The sequence below is a fragment of the Bacillus solimangrovi genome (assembly GCF_001742425.1).
Lineage (GTDB): Bacteria > Bacillota > Bacilli > Bacillales > Bacillaceae_N > Bacillus_AV > Bacillus_AV solimangrovi.
Map to the genome: position 1 here is coordinate 18,568 of NZ_MJEH01000006.1, position 17,965 is coordinate 36,532.

Genomic DNA, 17,965 nt, shown 5'->3' on the forward strand with positions numbered 1-17,965 from the left:
AGTGCAAGCTTGTAGTTGAACATAATGTTTGTTTATTGTCTGTTAATAGATAAAATTCATATACTGAATGAGCCAAGTGACGTGTTCATTGGCTCATTCAGTGTTTTCAGCTCGATGTGCAAGACGGCTTGATGCAGCAGCAGCGATTGCACCGACGATATCATCGAGGAAGGTATGACATTTTCCAGTTGTTTTATCATTTAACTGTTTCAAGATTCCTGGTTTTTCTTTATCGATATATCCATAGTTAGTAAAACCTATTGATCCGTAAACATTCACAATGGATAGAGCGATAATTTCATCAATTCCATATAACCCTTCATCCCGAATTAGAATCCCTTGTAATGGTTCCTCTAATATGTCACCTTTTTCTGCTAACAGGTCTAATTGAATTCCAGTTAAAATCGCATTGTGCACTTCTCGTTTGGCAAGAACACGTTCCACATTGTAAATGCATTCATCCATTTCTAAATTTGGATGGTAATTGACTTGAAGAAAATACACAAGTTCAGCAAGATCTTGAATTGTAATCCCACGCATTTCCAACCATTCTATTGCTTTTTTCCCTACATTATCTAACGGTTTTTTTGATCCCATATTCTTCACCTAACTTTACGTATAATATTTAGCGTCAAAAAAGAGTATTAATTTCTATTATTTCCAAACTAATGAAGAACATTCTGCCATATATAAAGATGTGATGAATAAAAATATAGTAATTCATGTCATAAGTGGGAGGAATGTAAAAATGAACGTACAAAAGCTCTTTGACTTTTATCAAATCCAACCAGAAGGTGTTCAAAATAATCGTGGTAGAGAAGAATATATATATCAAAACCAGCGCATTTTTTTTACTTCAATTCAAGTGAAAGAAGAAGAACTGTTAGAAATGAAGATGTTAAGTGATTATATGTATATGCAAGGTGAGGCGAATGTGTTAAGAATTGTTCCAAGTGCAGAACAATCTTTAGTTTATAAAGAAGAGAACCTCAGTTACGTACTATTATCAGCAGGGTTTATAGAAAATGATATGAGTGAACCTACTCATGGGATTTATCTGAAAGAACGACATAATAGAGGACGTAGTTATCCATATTCTTCACAACACCAAAATCGGTTAGGTAAATGGAAAGATATTTGGGCAACTCGACTTCAGCAAATGGAAGAATATTGGTATTCAAAGATGTATGACTCACTATCGTCTTCGTTTGAACAATGGTTTGTTGAGAGCTTTCCTTACTTTCTAGGTGTCACTGAAAATGCGATTCAATATGTTGCTGATAATGATCTAGACGATGTGCGGGGAGAGAGGTTAGATGGAACGATATGCATGAAACGTATTGAAAGAATGGTAGGGGAAATATTTCCGTGGGAATGGATTTATGACCATTATAGTCGTGATGTAGGTGAGTGGATTCGAACTTTGTATTGGGAACACGGCTATCCACATTGCTTTCATGAAATAAATACCTTTCTAAATGATTACGAATCACGTGGTGGTTTATCACTTTACGGATGGCGGATGGTGTATGCAAGACTTTTATTTCCACAGCATTACTTTGAGTGTGTGGAAGGTTATTTTATGGCTCACTCAGACGTAGAAAGGGAAAAATATACTCATCAGCTTCGGCATATTATAAAAAATAATAAACAATATGAATATTTTATTCGTGATTTCTATCAAAATGTTGGACTGTCTCCAGAAAAACTCAACCTACCAACTCTTCATTGGTTATAAGTAAAGCTTGGCGAAAGCCAGGCTTTACTTATGTAGGAAAAATTTCAATATTTAAAAAAGTTCTTGTACCACCTTCGTTGAATGAGTAACATATTCATATTGATAGATGTTGCGCTTTATTGCTATGCTATGATGATAAGCAAGATTGCTCGTAAGGGGGAGATTCTTTGTGAAACCATATATTTATATTACTCGTAAGTTAGACGATGAAATTATAAAACCATTATATAAGTTTGCAGATGTTCATATGTGGAATAATGAAGAAGAACCAGTTCCTCGTGACATTTTAATGAGGGAATCACAAAAGGCGGACGCACTTTTAACGATGTTAACCGACCATGTTGATGATGAACTTTTAAAATTTGCTACTAATCTAAAAGTGATTGCTAACTTAGCTGTTGGCTACGATAATATTGATATAAATGCGACAAATGAGCGTAATATCATTGTGACAAACACACCAGATGTGTTAAATGAGACAACAGCTGATTTAGTCTTTTTGTTGGTGATGGCTTCAGCACGACGTTTAATTGAAGCAAATCAATATATTCAAGATGACAAATGGACTAATTGGGCGCCAATGCTGTTAGCGGGACGAGATGTTCATCACAAAACAATAGGTATTGTAGGGTTAGGAAGGATTGGACAAGCTGTTGCAAAGCGTGCAAAAGGGTTTGATATGAATATCTTGTATTATAATCGAACTAGAAATAGTAAAGCAGAGACAACCTATGGGGCTGTCTATTGTGATTTTAATTCGTTATTAGAGAAAAGTGATTTTGTAGTATGTATGGTTCCGCTATCTGAATCGACTAAAGGTTTATTTGGAAAGGAAGCTTTCGGAAAAATGAAGAATACGGCCATTTTTGTAAATGCGTCTCGTGGAGCAGTTGTTGATGAGGATGCACTTTATCATGCGCTTAAGAGTGGTGAGATTACAGCTGCTGGATTAGATGTGTTCACGGAAGAGCCTATTTCAAGTAAACATCCATTATTAAGTTTGAGTAATGTGACTGCACTTCCTCATATCGGTAGTGCGAGTATAGAAACAAGGCATGAGATGATGCAACTTGCGGTAAGAAATATAAGTTCGGTGTTACAAGGGAAAAAACCAATAACACCTGTAAATGTATAAATTAAACTTATTATTTATCCGTTAAATTGGTCATTATAAAAACGTTCTTTTATTTGTGAGAGATGGTAGTGTAAAATTTTTCTGAAAAATCAATATAGATTGAAAAGTTAATAACGACGTACATGATGCGTTTTTTATTTTAATTTAAAGCAAAACGCCTCTTGTATTAGTAGATAATAGCTACTATAATGTCCTTTAACAGAATACAAATGTTCTTTATGAAAAGACACTTAAAGGGGATGGGACCATGATAGAAAAAATATCTGTTGGTTTGCTCGGGCTAGGAACAGTAGGTAGTGGTGTCGTGCAAATTATAGAAGAGCACCAAGATAAACTGATGCATCAGATAGGGTGTCCAGTTGAAATTATGAAGGTATTAGTAAGGGATACAAGCAAAAAACGTGATGTTAATTTAGCGGAAGAGAAGCTAACGACAAACCCAGATGAAGTATTATCAAATCCAGAAGTCGATGTTGTGATTGAAGTAATGGGTGGAGTTGAGCATACTCGTGAATATATTCTTAAAGCATTAAAAAATAAAAAGCATGTTGTTACAGCTAATAAAGATTTGATGGCTATTCATGGTAGAGAGCTTCATGAGGAAGCTTATAAAAATAATTGTGATATTTTCTATGAGGCAAGTGTTGCTGGTGGGATTCCTATTCTACGTGGGTTAGTGGAAGGGTTAGCATCAGATCGAATTATGAAGATGATGGGTATTGTTAATGGTACTACAAATTACATTTTAACGAAAATGTCTCAAGAAGGTCGAGCATATGAAGAAGTGTTACAAGAAGCACAACAATTAGGGTACGCTGAAGCTGACCCAACTTCAGATGTAGAAGGTTTAGATGCTGCTCGTAAGATGGCTATTTTAGGAACATTAGGTTTTTCTATGCATCTTGATTTAGAAGATGTTTCAGTTAAGGGTATTTCGAATATTACAGAAGAAGACCTTGATTACAGTGAGCGTCTAGGTTATACAATGAAGTTAATTGGTATTGCGAGTAAAACAAATGGTAATGTTGAAGTAAGCGTACAGCCAACTTTACTACCAGTAGACCACCCGCTTGCTTCTGTTCATGATGTATACAATGCAGTGTATGTATATGGAGAAGCGGTTGGCGAGACAATGTTTTACGGTCCTGGTGCTGGTAAGTTACCGACAGCAACAGCGGTTGTATCAGATTTGGTTAATGTGATGAAAAATATGCGTCTTGGGGTTAATGGTAGCAGCATTATTAAGCCACAATTTGAAAAACGTTTAAAAGATGCAAGTGAAATCTATTCGAAATATTTCATTCGATTACATGTAAAAGATGAGGCTGGAGTTTTTGCTGAATTAACAACAGTTTTTTCTAATCATAACGTAAGCTTTGAGAAAATTCTCCAAGTTCCATTTGAAGATAAGAGTGGTCTTGCAGAGATTGTTATTGTTACACATACTGCAAGTAAGCAAAATTATGATGATGTAATGCAAAAATTAATGCATCTAGATGTTGTTTATCAAGTGAAAAGTAATTATCGTGTGGAAGGGGAATGAGAGAGTTATGAAATGGTGGAGAGGACTAATTAGGCATTATCATGATTACTTACCAGTGAATGAAGAAACACCATTGCTTTCATTGAATGAAGGAAATACACCATTACTTCCATTAGAGAATCTATCAAAGGAGTTTGGTGTTGAACTCTATGTGAAATATGAAGGAGCAAATCCAACAGGATCCTTCAAAGATCGTGGAATGGTTATGGCAGTTGCAAAAGCGAAGGAAGAAGGAAGCAATGCGATTATGTGTGCGTCGACTGGTAATACTTCCGCAGCTGCTGCAGCGTATGCTGCTCGGTTAGGAATGCGTTGTATTGTATTGATTCCTGATGGGAAAATTGCTGCAGGAAAGCTTGCTCAAGCAGTTATGTATGGTGCAGAGATCTATGCGATTAAGGGAAACTTTGACCAAGCATTGAAGATGGTACGAAAGTTAAGTGAAACAGCTCCTATAACGCTAGTGAACTCAGTAAATCCATATCGTATTGAAGGACAAAAAACAGCTGCTTTTGAAGTATGTGATCAGCTTGGTTCAGCTCCAGATATACTTGCAATTCCAGTAGGTAACGCAGGTAATATTACAGCTTATTGGAAAGGGTTTAAAGAGTATCATGAAGCAAAACAAACAGGTCTTCCACAAATGCGTGGATTTGAAGCAGAAGGTGCAGCTGCGATTGTAAGAAATGAAGTCATTGAAGAACCTGAAACGATAGCAACAGCAATTCGAATTGGAAATCCAGCAAGTTGGGATAAGGCAGTGAATGCTGCAGAAGAGTCGAATGGGAAGATTGATGAAGTTTCTGATGAAGAGATTCTTGAAGCATATCAACTGATTACACAACGAGAAGGGATCTTTGCAGAGCCTGCATCATGTGCTTCACTTGCTGGTGTTATGAAACAATTAAAATCTGGAGAAATTAAAAAAGGTTCAAAAATTGTTTGTGTCTTAACAGGAAATGGTTTAAAAGACCCTGAATGTGCGATGGATACAGCTGTTGTAAAACCAGTTGTATTGCCGAATGATGAAGAAACAGTGTTCGAGCATATTCAAGGGCGTGTTACGCAATGATGAAAGAAAAAATTGTGATTAAAGTTCCGGGTAGCACGGCAAATTTAGGTCCCGGTTTTGATTCAGTAGGATTAGCGCTAAATCGCTATACTACATTAGAAGCTACACCACATCATGAGTGGAAGTTTGTGCCGAAATCAAGAGAGTTGGAAGGTATTCCAGAGGGTAAAGATAATCTTGTTTATAAAGCTGTTGAAGCTGTAGCAGCTTATGTGAATAGAGAACTACCTCCAACACTTGTAGAAGTATCGAGTGATATCCCTTTATCTAGAGGGCTTGGAAGCAGTGCAGCAGCTATAGTTGCGGGTATCGAACTTGGTGTTCAATTATTACAACTAGATATTGAACCATATGAGAAGCTTCGACTTGCAAGCTTGTTCGAAGGACACCCAGACAATGTTGCTGCTTCTTTATATGGTGGACTAGTGGTTGGAAGTCATCGAGAAGATGATACAGATGTTATTCATGATATTTATCCTCAAGTTGATATTGTAGTGTATATTCCAACTTATGAATTGAAGACAGAGAAAGCACGCCATGTACTACCGGATAATCTTGCTTATAAAGACGCTGTTGAAGCTAGTGCTGTGAGCAACGTGTTAGTAGCGGCAATTATGCAAAATCGTTGGGATCTTGCAGGAAAAATGATGAAACGAGACCGTTTTCACCAACCTTATCGTGGTGAACTTGTGAAGGAGATGAACGAGATTATTGCATTAACAGATGAACTTGGGGCTTATGGAATTGCCTTAAGTGGAGCTGGTCCTACGATGATCGCGTTTGCCCCTGTTGGAAAAGGCGAAGAGATTATAATAGGTTTGCAAAAGCACTTCGCAAATGCTGACATTTCTCAATTAAAGATAGACCGTACAGGAGTTAGAACTTCACACGAATTCGTTCATAGTGAAGAGAATTCACCAATCTTATAATTATAATAAAGAACCCCCATTCAAGAAGAATAATATCCTTGAATGGGGGTTTTGAATTTAAAATTAAAAAACTTGTTCGACTTCTTTAACACCAGGTACTTCTTCAAGTAATGCACGTTCAATACCTGCTTTCAACGTAATTGTTGAACTAGGGCAGCTACCACATGCTCCCATAAGACGTAATTTAACGATACCATCTTCAATATCAACTAGTTCTACGTCTCCTCCATCACGAAGTAAGAATGGGCGCAGTTTATCTAATACCTCTTGTACTTGCTCTGTCATTCAAATCGACTCCTTTCCATACCTTATATTATAATTGTTTAAACGCTAAAAATCTATGAACACAACTTAAAAACCGAAGTAATTTCTATGTGTATAGTGTTTATTTGTTCTGAAAACAATTGTAAAATAAAAATAGTAGTAATATTTATAATGTTTTATATTTGCTTTTGATGAAAGGAGAAGGTTATGAAAAATATGGGGATATACGTAACGGTTTATGGTAGTGAAAAGCCTTGTGCAAGCTGTATACATGAACCATCATCAAAGGAAACGTATGAGTGGTTACAAGCAGCGATTGAACGTAAGTACGATTCAGAACAATTAAACTTTCAATACATTGATATAGAGTCAGCAGAAGAACAACATCAACCACTCGCAGAAAGAATTTTAGCAGGAGAGTTCTTCTATCCATTGGTTTTAATTGAAGAAGAAATTGTAGCTGAAGGAAATCCAACATTAAAACGCATTTATCGTGAAATTGAAAAGCTTGGTCTTGAGCCAATTAATTTACCATAATAATATATTTCGTTATAATAAAAAAGCGGCACCACATCAAATGAGGTAAGCCGCTTAGTTATTGCGTAATCATAAAATAAGGAACTGTAAATCTAAAGAATGTACAAGTTGTTATAATATACATGAATTAATGTTAAACAAATTTATCGTCATCCATTATGGTTTTTGTACATCCAAAGGACACCTGATTTAAGAAGGCGAGGTACACGACCTGTAAGTGCGGTATCTTTTAAAACCCCAAATCCACTCTTTTTACCGAGCGAGCCAAGAACCCCTTTTAGCTTAATAGGTGGGAAGCTTTCTGGAGGAGCTTCGTTATTCCAGCGTTTTGCTAATACGACAGCGATCTGTTCGGCTTGACCTTCTGCTAATTGAGCACTTGGCGCGTGTGGAAGGCTTGCACAATCTCCGACTACGAAGACATGTTCGTTATCTAACAAGTGGTGCTGTTCAGTTAGTACGACACGTCCATATTGATCTTTTTCAACATTCAAGTTACCGACAATTTTATTTGGTTGAATTCCAGCTGTCCAAACGATTGCACCACAATCAATCGCTTCATCATTATTGTATAGAGTATTAGACTCAACTTTTGTAATATTTGCATTATGAACAATTTCAACATCATGCTCATGAAACCAGCCTTCAACATAATTACTTAGTTTTTCTGGAAAGCTTGAAAGAATACGCGTTCCACGATCTAATAATTTAATTCTTATATCAGGACGGCTTTCTCGTAACTCACTAGCCATTTCAACGCCACTAAGTCCACCACCAACAATGCATACAAGTTCGTTCTTATTTAAATTGTTTAGTGCTTGATAAGCATTACGTGCGTTTTCTATAGTTTGGATACTGTAAGTATATTTATCTGCACCAGGAACATTGTGATATTTATCTTCACATCCTAGACCAATAATTAAATCTTCATATTCAAGATCTTCACCGTTTGAAAAATGAATTTTATTGTTTTCAATATCAATCTCACTGACATTAGCATTTCGATATGATAATTGAGGGTGTGTTGGGAAATCAACACGTGTGTGTTTATCTGAAATAGTCCCTGCTGCTAGGGCATAGTATTCAGTTTTTAGACCGTGATATGGCATGCGATCAACTAAAATAACGTTAATATCACTAGGGATATGTTGAAAGATCCTTTGTAATATGCGCATACCACCATAACCGCCACCGAGTATAACTAAGTTCTTCATTATGAAATGTCCCCTTTTGTCTGTACGAATGAAATTAAGAATATACTATTGATGCAAATGAATGAAGTGATGTGTAAACGATAACAAAATTACTACATGTGATACGTCTTTAAATTAAAATTCATAGTAAATTATATCGGAATTGTGTCAAAATAACAACAATTGATAAGTAATAGAAAGTGCAAATGATGGTAATTATTGAATGGGTAAGTTGGGTAGTGACTGTAAGTAATTAGTTGACACATGATATATATTATTATATAAGTTTCACATAGATTTGGAGCCAAGACATAGAGCAATGAATTGACGATTCAACTAAAAGAAGTTAGCATAGTAAACGCAATAGAGGTGAGAAAACATGAAGCCAATAATAGAATTTTGTATAAGCAATCTGGCTAGCGGTTCTCAAGAGGCTCGGGCAAAGCTAGAGAAGGATCCAAACTTAGATGTAATCGAATATGGATGTCTTGGTTATTGTGGTAAGTGCTCTCAAAGCTTATTTGCGCTAGTGAATGGAGAAGTCGTAATAGGAGATACACCAGAGTTGCTTGTTAATAATATTTATCAATATTTGGAAGAAAATCCTATGTTTTAAAATAAGGGCACTCTGCTTAGATTATGTAGCAGAGTGCTCTTTTATTAGATATAGCTTTTCAGCTTGTTCATTTCCTAACTAGAAGAGAATGAGGTATGAAAAATCATAGCTTATTCTTATTTTGAGCATGTGTTGGTGTTTATTTCTTAAGGAAGAAGTTATTTTAGAGAGTTAAAATGGCTAAATTATATTATGTGTATTTCATAGAACATACAAAAACTCCTGTAAATATAACAGGAGTTTTTGTACCATATATTGAGAAACGGGGGATATTTCTATTGTGTTCATATTGAAAGATAATTATACTTAGGAAAATTGAAAATTTCACATTTTATCACATAAAAACATATCAAGTTATAGGGAGGAAGCTTCGTTATGGATTCATTTCGTTTTACAAAAATGCACGGACTTGGTAATAATTATATATATGTAAATATGTTTGAAGAAAAACTAAGAGAAGAACAACTATCAGCTTTGGCAATAGAAGTAGCTAATATAAATACAGGAATTGGTTCTGATGGATTAATTTTAATCTGTCCATCGGAGAAAGCACCTATAGAAATGCGTATTTTTAACAGTGATGGTTCTGAAGGGAAAAATTGTGGGAATGGTCTTCGTTGTGTTGCAAAATATGCTTATGAGCATGGAATTGTCGAAACGAAACAGTTTCATATTGAAACACTTTCAGGAGTAGTTGAGGCATATATTCACACTGAAGATGATCACGTTGTTGAAGTTACAGTTGATATGGGTTTACCACGTTTAAAAAGAAAAGAAATTCCTATGATAGGTCCAGAAGAGGAACGGGTAATTAACGAGGAAATTGAATTTGCCGGAAATCAGATGTATATGACAGGAGTTTCTATGGGCAATCCTCATGCAGTCTTCTTTATTGATCATATAGCAAAAGCTCCATTAACAACATTAGGACCAGTTATTGAGAAAGATGAGCGTTTCCCAGAGAGTATTAATGTTGAATTTGTTGAGTATGTCAATGAAACAGAGCTTCATTTCCGTGTCTGGGAAAGAGGTTCAGGAATTACTCAAGCCTGTGGGACTGGTGCATGTGCTGCTGCTGTAGCAGCCATCTTGAATAAGAAGGCCACAAGAGGTAATGAGATTACTGTTCATTTAGCAGGTGGAGATTTGCATATTACATGGGAAGAGGATGGAAGAGTTCTAATGCGTGGGGCTGCAGAAACAATTTGTGAAGGTGAATATTATATCTCTAAGGCAAAATGACGAAAAGAGTTTCGTTAAACAGGAGTTGAACTTGTTGAAGTAAACGAGTTATTCTCGATATACTAGAAATAGGAATTATGAAGGAGGGTTTTGAGTATGAATTTTACAATTACAGAAGCCGCAGGTCACCAAATTAAAGAGATGATTAAGTCTGAAGAAAACGAAAATACAATACTTCGTGTAGGAGTTAATGGTGGTGGTTGTAGCGGACTTTCTTACGGTATGGGATTTGAGCAAGAAGCAAGTGAAACTGATCTTCAATTCGAGCAACATGGTATTCAAGTAGTTATAGATAAAGATGATGCCAAGATTCTTGAAGGAGTTATCATCGATTATAAGCAAAATATGATGGGTGGAGGATTTACGATCGATAACCCAAATGCAATTGCGACTTGTGGCTGTGGAAGCTCATTTAAAACGAAAGATAACGAAGGTACTCCAGAAGAGTGTTAACTTATCACTTTTTTAATTAGATTCTAACAAAACATGATTACTGGATTTGACATATTTTATTGAACAACAAATATAGATGAATATACTTTGTTTAAATACAATAAAACCGAGCAAATTTTGCTCGGTTTTATTATTAAAACATACTTGAACTGTGCATTGGTTGTAGTCGGGCTTTCGGATCTATATATGCTTTGGCATTATTGATCGCTGTAGGAGCTTCACCAAAACCAGACGCGATAAGTTTGACTTTCCCTTCGTACGTACATATATCTCCAGCTGCATAAATTCCTGGAATATTTGTTTCTTGTTTAGAATTAACGACAATATTATTCTTTTGAATATCGAGTCCCCATTCCTTAATTGGACCCAGTGAGGAGATGAAACCGTAATTGACAATGACATCATCTACATCAATTGCCTTTTTCTTGTCGCCTTTTACCTCTTCAACAATAATTTGCTCAATTCTTTCGTTACCAACCAAATCAGCAGGGTGATAAGGAGTTAAGACGTTTGCTTTAGACTTTTCTAAGTTCTCGACACTATGTTCATGTGCACGGAACTTATCGCGGCGATGAACGATTGTCACTTCCTTAGCAATTGGTTCAAGCATTAACGTCCAATCAACTGCTGAATCTCCTCCACCACAAACAACGACACGTTTGCCTGCAAATTTGTTTAAGTCGTCTACGTGATAATGTAGATTAACTGCTTCAAATTTTGAAGCACCTTCAATATCAAGTCGTCTTGGTTGGAAAGCACCGTTACCAGCAGTAATGATGATTGTTTTTGTATAATGAATTTCAGATTTTGTCGTAAGCTTAAATGTTCCATCTTCTAGTTTTTCTACTGTTTGTACTTCCTGCTCAAGTGAAACAGTGGGATTGAATTTTTCTGCTTGTGCGATTAGATTATCGATTAGTTCTTGAGCACGAACTTTTGGGAAGCCTGCAACATCATATATATATTTTTCTGGGTATAGGGCTGAAAGCTGCCCACCAAGCTGTGGAAGACTTTCAATAATCTTCACACTTGCTTGTCTCATCCCACCATAAAAAGCTGTAAAGATTCCACAAGGACCTCCACCAATTACTGTAATGTCATAAATCTTTTTATCTTCTTTCAAGCTATTTCCCCCCACTTATGTTATTTAATAACAGGATGTTCAAAAAATTTAGGTGAAAACTATTGTTAACGTATAAAAGTCGTGTGCTTTCGTGTTGTATATATTTAGCAATAAATGCGTTTCACGTAAGGTTTGACTTCTGAAATTTTAACACATAGTTTTTTGTTCGTCTTTGAACACACATTATTAACAATAATGTACATTTTATCACAAATTAATTGAAAATTCTCGCATATGCAATGTGAAATTGTTATAACGCTGAAAAAATTTAAAGTGAAAAAAATTATGTTTTTTTATTACACATTCCTATAGTCCAAAATATCACAAAATTGAATGGGAATAGTAATAAAATGTTGTGAAGTAAGTTGAATAATGGGTGATTTTGTACTCTTACGTTAAAAATTATGATCATTTGTCCAATTGATGTAAAAATAACGTTAATTAACCAAAAAGGATTGAATATTCTTACTATTTCTAACCTTAATATGAGGGTTGAAAATTGTCGTAAAAATGAATATTATGTGATATAGGTTACTTTTTAAATTTTTTGTGACAATTTTTAAGAAGATAGTTAGATTAGTATTGTCTTTCATTTCTGTATGTATAAGGTTCACGTGTATGAATAACATTTCCTGTCAATGTGTTGCAATCATCACAATAAATGATAAGGTTTGTAATTCAATAAAATATTAAATCTCACTATAATTTTAATTCAATAATTATGTATGTTAGATGAGTGTGACGACAAAATGAATAGAATGGTAGAAGAAGCTTGGGATACCCAAGTTTTTCTATTGAATATGTTGAATGAGAAGAGCGATGATTATGTTCTCTAAAATCATTCGAATAGATCTAATAAGTTTCGTGAAGAAGGTCACAATAATAGTACCTTTCGATTCATGTCCGCTAATACTTTGATAACATTTCTAATGAGTATAAATTATAGTGATTTTGGCAGTAAAATAAGTCTAATTCTTATTATAGTCAAAAATATACACGTGATTTTGTATTGTGTTTTGAGTTTAGTGAGGGTTCTATAATAGCTCTACACTTACGAGTATTTTACACTAATTTGATATAAAGGTGGATGTGATAGGGTTGAAAAAGCCAGACATTCTTATTTTAGGCGCAGGTTACGGCGGGATTATGACAGCAGTAAATTTAGAAAAAAAATTAGGTGTGGATGATGCGAACATTACACTTGTTAATAAGCATGATTACCACTACCAAACAACTTGGTTACATGAAAATGCAGCAGGTACATTACATCATGACAAAACACGTATTCAAATTAAGGATATTATTAGCCCGAATAAAGTGAAGTTTGTTCAAGATACTGTTAAAGAAATTAAAACAGATGATAAACGTGTAGTTCTTGAAAACGGAGAATTAACTTATGATTATCTTGTTGTTGGACTTGGTTTTGAGTCTGAGACATTTGGAATCAAAGGCCTAAAAGAACACGCTTTCTCTATTCGTAGTATTAATGCAGCGCGTGAAATTCGTGAGCACCTCGATTACAAATTCTCACAATACAACAATACTCAACGTGAAGACTTGTTAACGATTGTCGTTGGTGGTGCTGGATTTACAGGTATTGAATTTGTAGGTGAGCTTGCGAATCGTGTACCTGAGCTTTGTAAAGAATTCGATATTGACCGCAGTAAAGTTCGCATCGTGAATGTGGAGGCGGCACCAACTGCATTACCTGGATTCGATCCAGCTCTAGTAGAGTATGCAATGGAGCATTTAGAGCGAAAAGGTGTAGAGTTCCGTATCGGGACTGCAATTAAAGAATGTACGCCTGAAGGTATTGTAGTTGAAAAAGATGGACATGTTGAGGAAATCAAAGCAGCAACTGTCGTATGGGCTGCTGGAGTTCGTGGTAATTCGATTCTTGATGCATCTGGCTTTGAAACAATGCGTGGTCGTATTAAGGTTGAAAAAGATCTACGTGCGCCAGGCTTTAACGACGTATTCATCGTTGGTGACTGTGCATTAATCATTAACGATGAAATTAACCGTCCTTATCCTCCAACTGCACAGATTGCTATTCAAGAAGCTGAAGTATGTGCGAAAAACCTTGCTTCACTTGTCAAAGGTAATAACGAGTTAGAAGGCTTCACACCAGACATTAAGGGTACAGTTTGTTCTCTTGGTGAAGATGATGCAATTGGGGTTGTAGGAGATAAGAAAATCTTCGGTAAGACGGCTTCTGTTATGAAGAAAGTCATTGATAACCGTTATCTATATAAATTGGGTGGACCATCTATGGTGTTGAAAAAAGGTAAGCTAAAAATGTTCTAATTGGATTTCTAATTGTTACAATAAAGCAAGGGCATTATGCCTTTGCTTTTTTTTATATAGATAATCATTATTATAAGAAATCTCAGGGCGAAAACATCATAGAACAGCGTCCATCAGTTATTTGGTAAACGGGTAAAAGTAAAAATATTCTTATTGTCGTTTAGTATTCGGATAAAGCTTTGCTTATAAAAAAACAAATAACTATGAGGAGAAGTTGAATGAAAAAAAATAGTAGAGGGAACGTATGGCTAGGTGTAGCAGGTTATGTTGTAGCAGATGGGAAAATCTTAGTTGTTAAAAAGCGCTATAGCGGTTTAAAAGGAAAATGGTCTCTACCAGCAGGGTTTGTTGATGAAGGTGAAACAGTTGATGAGGCAGTTGTTCGTGAAGTGAAGGAAGAAACAGGACTTGAGTGTAAAGTGAACGGCTTAGTAGGAATTCGTACTGGAGTTATTAACGATGTGATTAGTGATAACATGGTTATATTCTCTTTAAAGCCTCTTAGAGGAGAACTTAAGCCTGAAACAACTGAATTATATGATGCAGTCTTCTTAAGTCCTACAGAAATATTAGAGGATAAAGATTCAACAGCTCTCTTAAAAATATTTATACAGGAACAGCATACATACCCGCTTCAGATTAGAGAAGGGATCAATCCTGGTGATCATTTTGGATATACAAACTATAAAATCATTAAGTAAATGTGCTCATTTTATGATTATCTCTTGAAATAAAAAGCAACAGCTGTTATTATTATCAGAAAATTATAATTAATCTGATAAAAAAAGAGGTGTCTAACTTGAAGCATCATGAAAAGAAAGCATGTCCATATTGCTCTGGGAAGGGATATTTTCAATTAGTAACAGGTGGCTCAGAAACGTGTCCGAACTGTTCAGGGAAAGGGAAGAATGTATAAAATCATTCCCATTAGTATGTGTGTCTTGTCTACTCACACAATGATTTGATATTTGTTTACCGTGGTCAAGATAATGTGGGTCATCAAGTTCAAGTATCATTTTTAAGTTTGCGTCTTTCATAATTGACGGAGATCGATCCTTCCAGTACACTATCTATGGATGCGTACTGGAGGTGTTAACGGTGAGTATACCGCAACTTTTAGTTTCAATGTTGTTATTTATTGTTTTATTCTTTGGAATTGGTTTTCTTTTGAACATGATCTTACGTATGACATGGATTATGGCAATTATATATCCGATTGTTGTCATCTTGATCGTTGATAAGGTAAGGTTCATTGAGTATTTTAATCAGACATCGGCTACTTTTAAAACGCTGTTAAGCAATTTTGTGTCGCTAGGTACGGCTGATGTGCTTATATTGGTATCAGGGTTATTTGGGGCTGTTTTATCTGGAATTGTGATTAAAATGCTTCGCGCGAGAGGATATCAAATGTTTTAGAAAGGCTTTCCGTTTGAGACGGAAGGCTTTTTTTATTAGGTATGAATGAATCGTAAGTACAAATATCTAGTAGTAGAAGTGGTTAGAGTTATGGTGTAAAGCCCACTTGTGAAAAGCAATCTTATCGCGAACCTGCTTTATGCTTTTGTTGAAGCTTATAGTGTAACAATTCGTCTTATTATTCATATTCATCAAAGAAGTTCATTTCACTTTGTGTATATTTTGTCTCTGTTCTGGGGATAAATAGACGCGAGAGAGGAGTGAATTCAAAATGAAGAATATGCAACCATGGCTTCGAAGAAGTACCATGATACTGTTATTCATTTTGGCGATGTTAACAACAATTCAATCAATTTCAGGGGTAGAAGCGAAGGATGTACCATTTTGGTTCCAGTATGAATCTCAGAAGCATAAAAAGTTAGAAGCTGTAAATCATGCCGGTAAGCAAGTGCATTTGAGAGAAAAAAAGCTTTTCACTTATGAGAAGCAAGAAACATTAATTTCAAGTCAGAAGATAACGAAGCCACTTACTTTAGAAGAAGCGATTAATTGGGATGCCTATCCGTCGATAACAGTAAATGCAACGGGTTACACAGCTGGATATGAATCTACAGGTAAGACTGAGGGCCACCCAACATACGGTATTACATATTCAGGTATACGAGTGAAAAGAGACTTATATTCTACAATCGCAGCTGATTTAAACGTTTTCCCACTGGGTACGGTTCTTTTTATTCCTGGATATGGATATGGAGTAGTTGCAGATATAGGTGGCGCTATTAAAGGTCATGATATTGATCTATATTATGAGACGGTAAAAGATGTGTATGAAAAATGGGGGAAGAAGAAAGTTAAAGTGTATGTGGTTAAGCGTGGAAACGGGAAAATATCTGAAGAAGACTTGAAGAACCTTAATGAAAATAAGTCGATGCAAGTATTCCGAAGTAAATATATTAAAAGCTGAACCAGTTTGATAAACGTAATCTCCTACGTAACTACCTCTGAGTCTGTGACAACTTGATGTGGGAGTTTTGACAAAAACAAAGGTTAATCCATTCGATTGGATTAACCTTTGTTTTGGGTTAATAGTGGATCATGCGGTTCGGAATGAGGGAATAACTCAGGATGTAAAAGGTGTGCAAGTTTTGTTAACCCGACAAGCAGGCGAGGAGAAGGACGACAATAGAGTGGTTCTTCTAATACGTGAATACGTTCCTCTTTTACTGCATTCAGTTTGTACCAATCTGGTCTTTGTTTTATAAGTTCAGGTTTGATTTTATCAGTTGAAATGCCCACCCAAGCAAGGCAAATGTGATCTGGTTCCCTATTAAACACATCTGTCCAAGTTGTTTGAACACTGTCCTTATCTTCTGAAGCAAATAAATTTTGGCCACCTGCAAGCTCACTAATTTCTGTTAGCCAATTATGTTTTCCAGGTGTGAAGATAGGTTTTGGCCACCATTCCCAGTATAAGTTAGGTCTATCTTTCACTTGCGCTGATTTATCACGATATTTATCAAGGAAAGCATCATATTGTGCCTTGACCTCTTTTGCTCTGTCTTCCTTATTTGTATGTTTCCCTACCGTTAGTAAATCATTTCCGATCTCATTCAGTGTGGAAGGATTCAAAATGATATAGCGGATACCTCGTTTTTTAAGTCCTTCGATGTTTTTCTCCATACCAGGAACACTTAATGAAGCTAGTACTAAGTCAGGTTGTAATGATGCGACTTTCTCCATATCAATATCTAAGTCTTTACCGACACGAGGTAAAGTTTGCACTTGTTCTGGCCAATCTGAATAGTCATCGACTGCAATGAGTTGATCGGTTAATCCAAGATATGCAGCTAATTCAGTATTACTTGGGCAGATTGAGATTATTCTCACATTATCCCTCCTTATTATCTAAGTAAGAAATCTAGAAGAAGGGTAAGTAAGATTCCAGATAACCCACCGAAAAACACTTCAATCGGCTTATGGCCGAGCAGTTCTTTCAATTCTTTGCGCTTTTCTTCTTCCTGTTTCTTTTGCCAAACTTTGGCTTCTTCAACAAACTTGTTGAAATCATGAACGAGCTGATTTAAAACAATTGCTTGCTCTCCAGCTTGGCGTCTTACACCTGTAGCATCAAACATCGTAATGATTGCAAATATTGCAGCAACAGCAAATACAGGTGACGATAAACCAGCATCTAACGCAACCCCTGTAGCTAAAGCAGTTACTGCTGCGGAATGAGAACTTGGCATTCCACCAGTACTTGTAAGTAACGACCAATTGAATTTCTTTGTCGCGAAGAACGCAATGGGTACTTTTATAAACTGGGCAAAAAAGATTCCACATAAAGATGCCCATAATGGGAAATTCGTTAACAGTTCCATAAGTGGCTGAATCGTCCTT

19 protein-coding genes and 1 pseudogene are annotated in these 17,965 nt (G+C 35.8%); 14 read left to right on the forward strand and 6 right to left on the reverse strand.

Annotated features, from left to right (window positions below; translation table 11 throughout):
* Positions 1 to 93 precede the first annotated feature (93 nt).
* Positions 94 to 540, reverse strand: coding sequence for a phosphatidylglycerophosphatase A family protein (locus BFG57_RS02770; protein ID WP_425388461.1), 447 nt, complete (start codon positions 538 to 540; stop codon positions 94 to 96).
* Positions 541 to 748: 208 nt separating this feature from the next.
* Between BFG57_RS02770 and yutH the strand changes: the two genes are divergently transcribed.
* The 5 genes from yutH to thrB all read left to right on the forward strand — a co-directional run bounded on the left by yutH (position 749) and on the right by thrB (position 6,417).
* Complete coding sequence (gene yutH / locus BFG57_RS02775; protein WP_069715944.1) at positions 749 to 1,738, forward strand: spore coat putative kinase YutH; 990 nt, start codon at positions 749 to 751, stop codon at positions 1,736 to 1,738.
* Positions 1,739 to 1,907: 169 nt separating this feature from the next.
* The gene (locus tag BFG57_RS02780; RefSeq protein ID WP_069715945.1) at positions 1,908 to 2,873 is read left to right on the forward strand and encodes a 2-hydroxyacid dehydrogenase; all 966 of its coding nucleotides are present in this window, start codon (positions 1,908 to 1,910) and stop codon (positions 2,871 to 2,873) included.
* A 247-nt stretch (positions 2,874 to 3,120) separates the two neighbouring features.
* The gene (locus BFG57_RS02785) at positions 3,121 to 4,416 is read left to right on the forward strand and encodes a homoserine dehydrogenase (RefSeq protein WP_069715946.1); all 1,296 of its coding nucleotides are present in this window, start codon (positions 3,121 to 3,123) and stop codon (positions 4,414 to 4,416) included.
* Positions 4,417 to 4,423: 7 nt separating this feature from the next.
* Entirely contained in the window at positions 4,424 to 5,488 is a 1,065-nt protein-coding gene (gene thrC, locus BFG57_RS02790) for a threonine synthase (RefSeq protein ID WP_069715947.1), read from the forward strand.
* Positions 5,488 to 6,417, forward strand: coding sequence for a homoserine kinase (gene thrB, locus BFG57_RS02795; RefSeq protein ID WP_069716019.1), 930 nt, complete (start codon positions 5,488 to 5,490; stop codon positions 6,415 to 6,417). The genes thrC and thrB overlap by 1 nt, the downstream gene beginning before the upstream one ends.
* 63 nt (positions 6,418 to 6,480) lie before the next feature.
* On the opposite strand, the pseudogene BFG57_RS02800 reads toward thrB, so the two are convergent.
* Positions 6,481 to 6,702, reverse strand: a pseudogene (locus tag BFG57_RS02800) (NifU family protein); the annotation flags it as partial.
* Positions 6,703 to 6,888: 186 nt separating this feature from the next.
* Between BFG57_RS02800 and BFG57_RS02805 the strand changes: the two are divergent.
* On the forward strand, positions 6,889 to 7,218 hold the full coding sequence (locus tag BFG57_RS02805; protein WP_069715949.1) for a YuzD family protein: 330 nt from the start codon (positions 6,889 to 6,891) through the stop codon (positions 7,216 to 7,218).
* 149 nt (positions 7,219 to 7,367) lie between these two features.
* Here the strand turns inward: BFG57_RS02805 and BFG57_RS02810 are convergent, their stop codons facing one another.
* Complete coding sequence (locus tag BFG57_RS02810) at positions 7,368 to 8,432, reverse strand: NAD(P)/FAD-dependent oxidoreductase (RefSeq protein WP_069715950.1); 1,065 nt, start codon at positions 8,430 to 8,432, stop codon at positions 7,368 to 7,370.
* Positions 8,433 to 8,790: 358 nt separating this feature from the next.
* Between BFG57_RS02810 and BFG57_RS02815 the strand changes: the two genes are divergently transcribed.
* The 3 genes from BFG57_RS02815 (at position 8,791) to BFG57_RS02825 (ending at position 10,722) form a co-directional block, all read left to right on the forward strand.
* Entirely contained in the window at positions 8,791 to 9,027 is a 237-nt protein-coding gene (locus BFG57_RS02815; RefSeq protein ID WP_069715951.1) for a YuzB family protein, read from the forward strand.
* A 375-nt stretch (positions 9,028 to 9,402) separates the two neighbouring features.
* Positions 9,403 to 10,269, forward strand: a complete 867-nt coding sequence (gene dapF / locus BFG57_RS02820; RefSeq protein WP_069715952.1) for a diaminopimelate epimerase — start codon at positions 9,403 to 9,405, stop codon at positions 10,267 to 10,269.
* A gap of 90 nt (positions 10,270 to 10,359) precedes the next feature.
* Complete coding sequence (locus tag BFG57_RS02825) at positions 10,360 to 10,722, forward strand: HesB/IscA family protein (protein ID WP_069715953.1); 363 nt, start codon at positions 10,360 to 10,362, stop codon at positions 10,720 to 10,722.
* A gap of 133 nt (positions 10,723 to 10,855) precedes the next feature.
* On the opposite strand, the gene BFG57_RS02830 is transcribed toward BFG57_RS02825, so the two are convergent.
* The gene (locus tag BFG57_RS02830; protein ID WP_069715954.1) at positions 10,856 to 11,845 is read right to left on the reverse strand and encodes an NAD(P)/FAD-dependent oxidoreductase; all 990 of its coding nucleotides are present in this window, start codon (positions 11,843 to 11,845) and stop codon (positions 10,856 to 10,858) included.
* 1,089 nt (positions 11,846 to 12,934) lie between these two features.
* On the opposite strand from BFG57_RS02830, the gene BFG57_RS02835 reads away from it, so the two are divergent.
* From BFG57_RS02835 to BFG57_RS02850, 5 genes are all read left to right on the forward strand, one after another.
* Positions 12,935 to 14,152: an NAD(P)/FAD-dependent oxidoreductase gene (locus BFG57_RS02835; RefSeq protein ID WP_069715955.1), complete on the forward strand. Its 1,218-nt coding sequence runs from the start codon at positions 12,935 to 12,937 to the stop codon at positions 14,150 to 14,152.
* A 218-nt stretch (positions 14,153 to 14,370) separates the two neighbouring features.
* The gene (locus tag BFG57_RS02840) at positions 14,371 to 14,853 is read left to right on the forward strand and encodes an NUDIX hydrolase (protein ID WP_069715956.1); all 483 of its coding nucleotides are present in this window, start codon (positions 14,371 to 14,373) and stop codon (positions 14,851 to 14,853) included.
* 98 nt (positions 14,854 to 14,951) lie between these two features.
* Positions 14,952 to 15,068, forward strand: a complete 117-nt coding sequence (locus tag BFG57_RS18785) for a YuiA family protein (protein ID WP_245676692.1) — start codon at positions 14,952 to 14,954, stop codon at positions 15,066 to 15,068.
* 209 nt (positions 15,069 to 15,277) lie between these two features.
* Positions 15,278 to 15,568: a YuiB family protein gene (locus tag BFG57_RS02845; RefSeq protein ID WP_425388462.1), complete on the forward strand. Its 291-nt coding sequence runs from the start codon at positions 15,278 to 15,280 to the stop codon at positions 15,566 to 15,568.
* A gap of 271 nt (positions 15,569 to 15,839) precedes the next feature.
* Positions 15,840 to 16,532, forward strand: coding sequence for a 3D domain-containing protein (locus BFG57_RS02850; protein WP_069715958.1), 693 nt, complete (start codon positions 15,840 to 15,842; stop codon positions 16,530 to 16,532).
* Positions 16,533 to 16,633: 101 nt separating this feature from the next.
* On the opposite strand, the gene BFG57_RS02855 is transcribed toward BFG57_RS02850, so the two are convergent.
* Entirely contained in the window at positions 16,634 to 17,455 is an 822-nt protein-coding gene (locus BFG57_RS02855) for a cobalamin-binding protein (RefSeq protein WP_069715959.1), read from the reverse strand.
* Positions 17,456 to 17,469: 14 nt separating this feature from the next.
* A complete protein-coding gene (locus BFG57_RS02860; protein WP_069715960.1) occupies positions 17,470 to 17,946 on the reverse strand; it encodes a divergent PAP2 family protein in 477 nt (158 codons plus the stop codon).
* Positions 17,947 to 17,965: the final 19 nt, after the last annotated feature.

What these genes read in the sequence shown, in the direction of transcription:
- BFG57_RS02770 (WP_425388461.1), bottom strand. Translation starts at nt 540, where the DNA reads ATGCGTGGGATTACAATTCAAGATCTTGCTGAACTTGTGTATTTTCTT.
- yutH (WP_069715944.1), top strand. Translation starts at nt 749, where the DNA reads ATGAACGTACAAAAGCTCTTTGACTTTTATCAAATCCAACCAGAAGGT.
- BFG57_RS02785 (WP_069715946.1), top strand. Translation starts at nt 3,121, where the DNA reads ATGATAGAAAAAATATCTGTTGGTTTGCTCGGGCTAGGAACAGTAGGT.
- thrC (WP_069715947.1), top strand. Translation starts at nt 4,424, where the DNA reads ATGAAATGGTGGAGAGGACTAATTAGGCATTATCATGATTACTTACCA.
- thrB (WP_069716019.1), top strand. Translation starts at nt 5,488, where the DNA reads ATGAAAGAAAAAATTGTGATTAAAGTTCCGGGTAGCACGGCAAATTTA.
- BFG57_RS02805 (WP_069715949.1), top strand. Translation starts at nt 6,889, where the DNA reads ATGAAAAATATGGGGATATACGTAACGGTTTATGGTAGTGAAAAGCCT.
- BFG57_RS02810 (WP_069715950.1), bottom strand. Translation starts at nt 8,432, where the DNA reads ATGAAGAACTTAGTTATACTCGGTGGCGGTTATGGTGGTATGCGCATA.
- BFG57_RS02815 (WP_069715951.1), top strand. Translation starts at nt 8,791, where the DNA reads ATGAAGCCAATAATAGAATTTTGTATAAGCAATCTGGCTAGCGGTTCT.
- dapF (WP_069715952.1), top strand. Translation starts at nt 9,403, where the DNA reads ATGGATTCATTTCGTTTTACAAAAATGCACGGACTTGGTAATAATTAT.
- BFG57_RS02840 (WP_069715956.1), top strand. Translation starts at nt 14,371, where the DNA reads ATGAAAAAAAATAGTAGAGGGAACGTATGGCTAGGTGTAGCAGGTTAT.
- BFG57_RS02845 (WP_425388462.1), top strand. Translation starts at nt 15,278, where the DNA reads ATGTTGTTATTTATTGTTTTATTCTTTGGAATTGGTTTTCTTTTGAAC.
- BFG57_RS02850 (WP_069715958.1), top strand. Translation starts at nt 15,840, where the DNA reads ATGAAGAATATGCAACCATGGCTTCGAAGAAGTACCATGATACTGTTA.
- BFG57_RS02860 (WP_069715960.1), bottom strand. Translation starts at nt 17,946, where the DNA reads ATGGAACTGTTAACGAATTTCCCATTATGGGCATCTTTATGTGGAATC.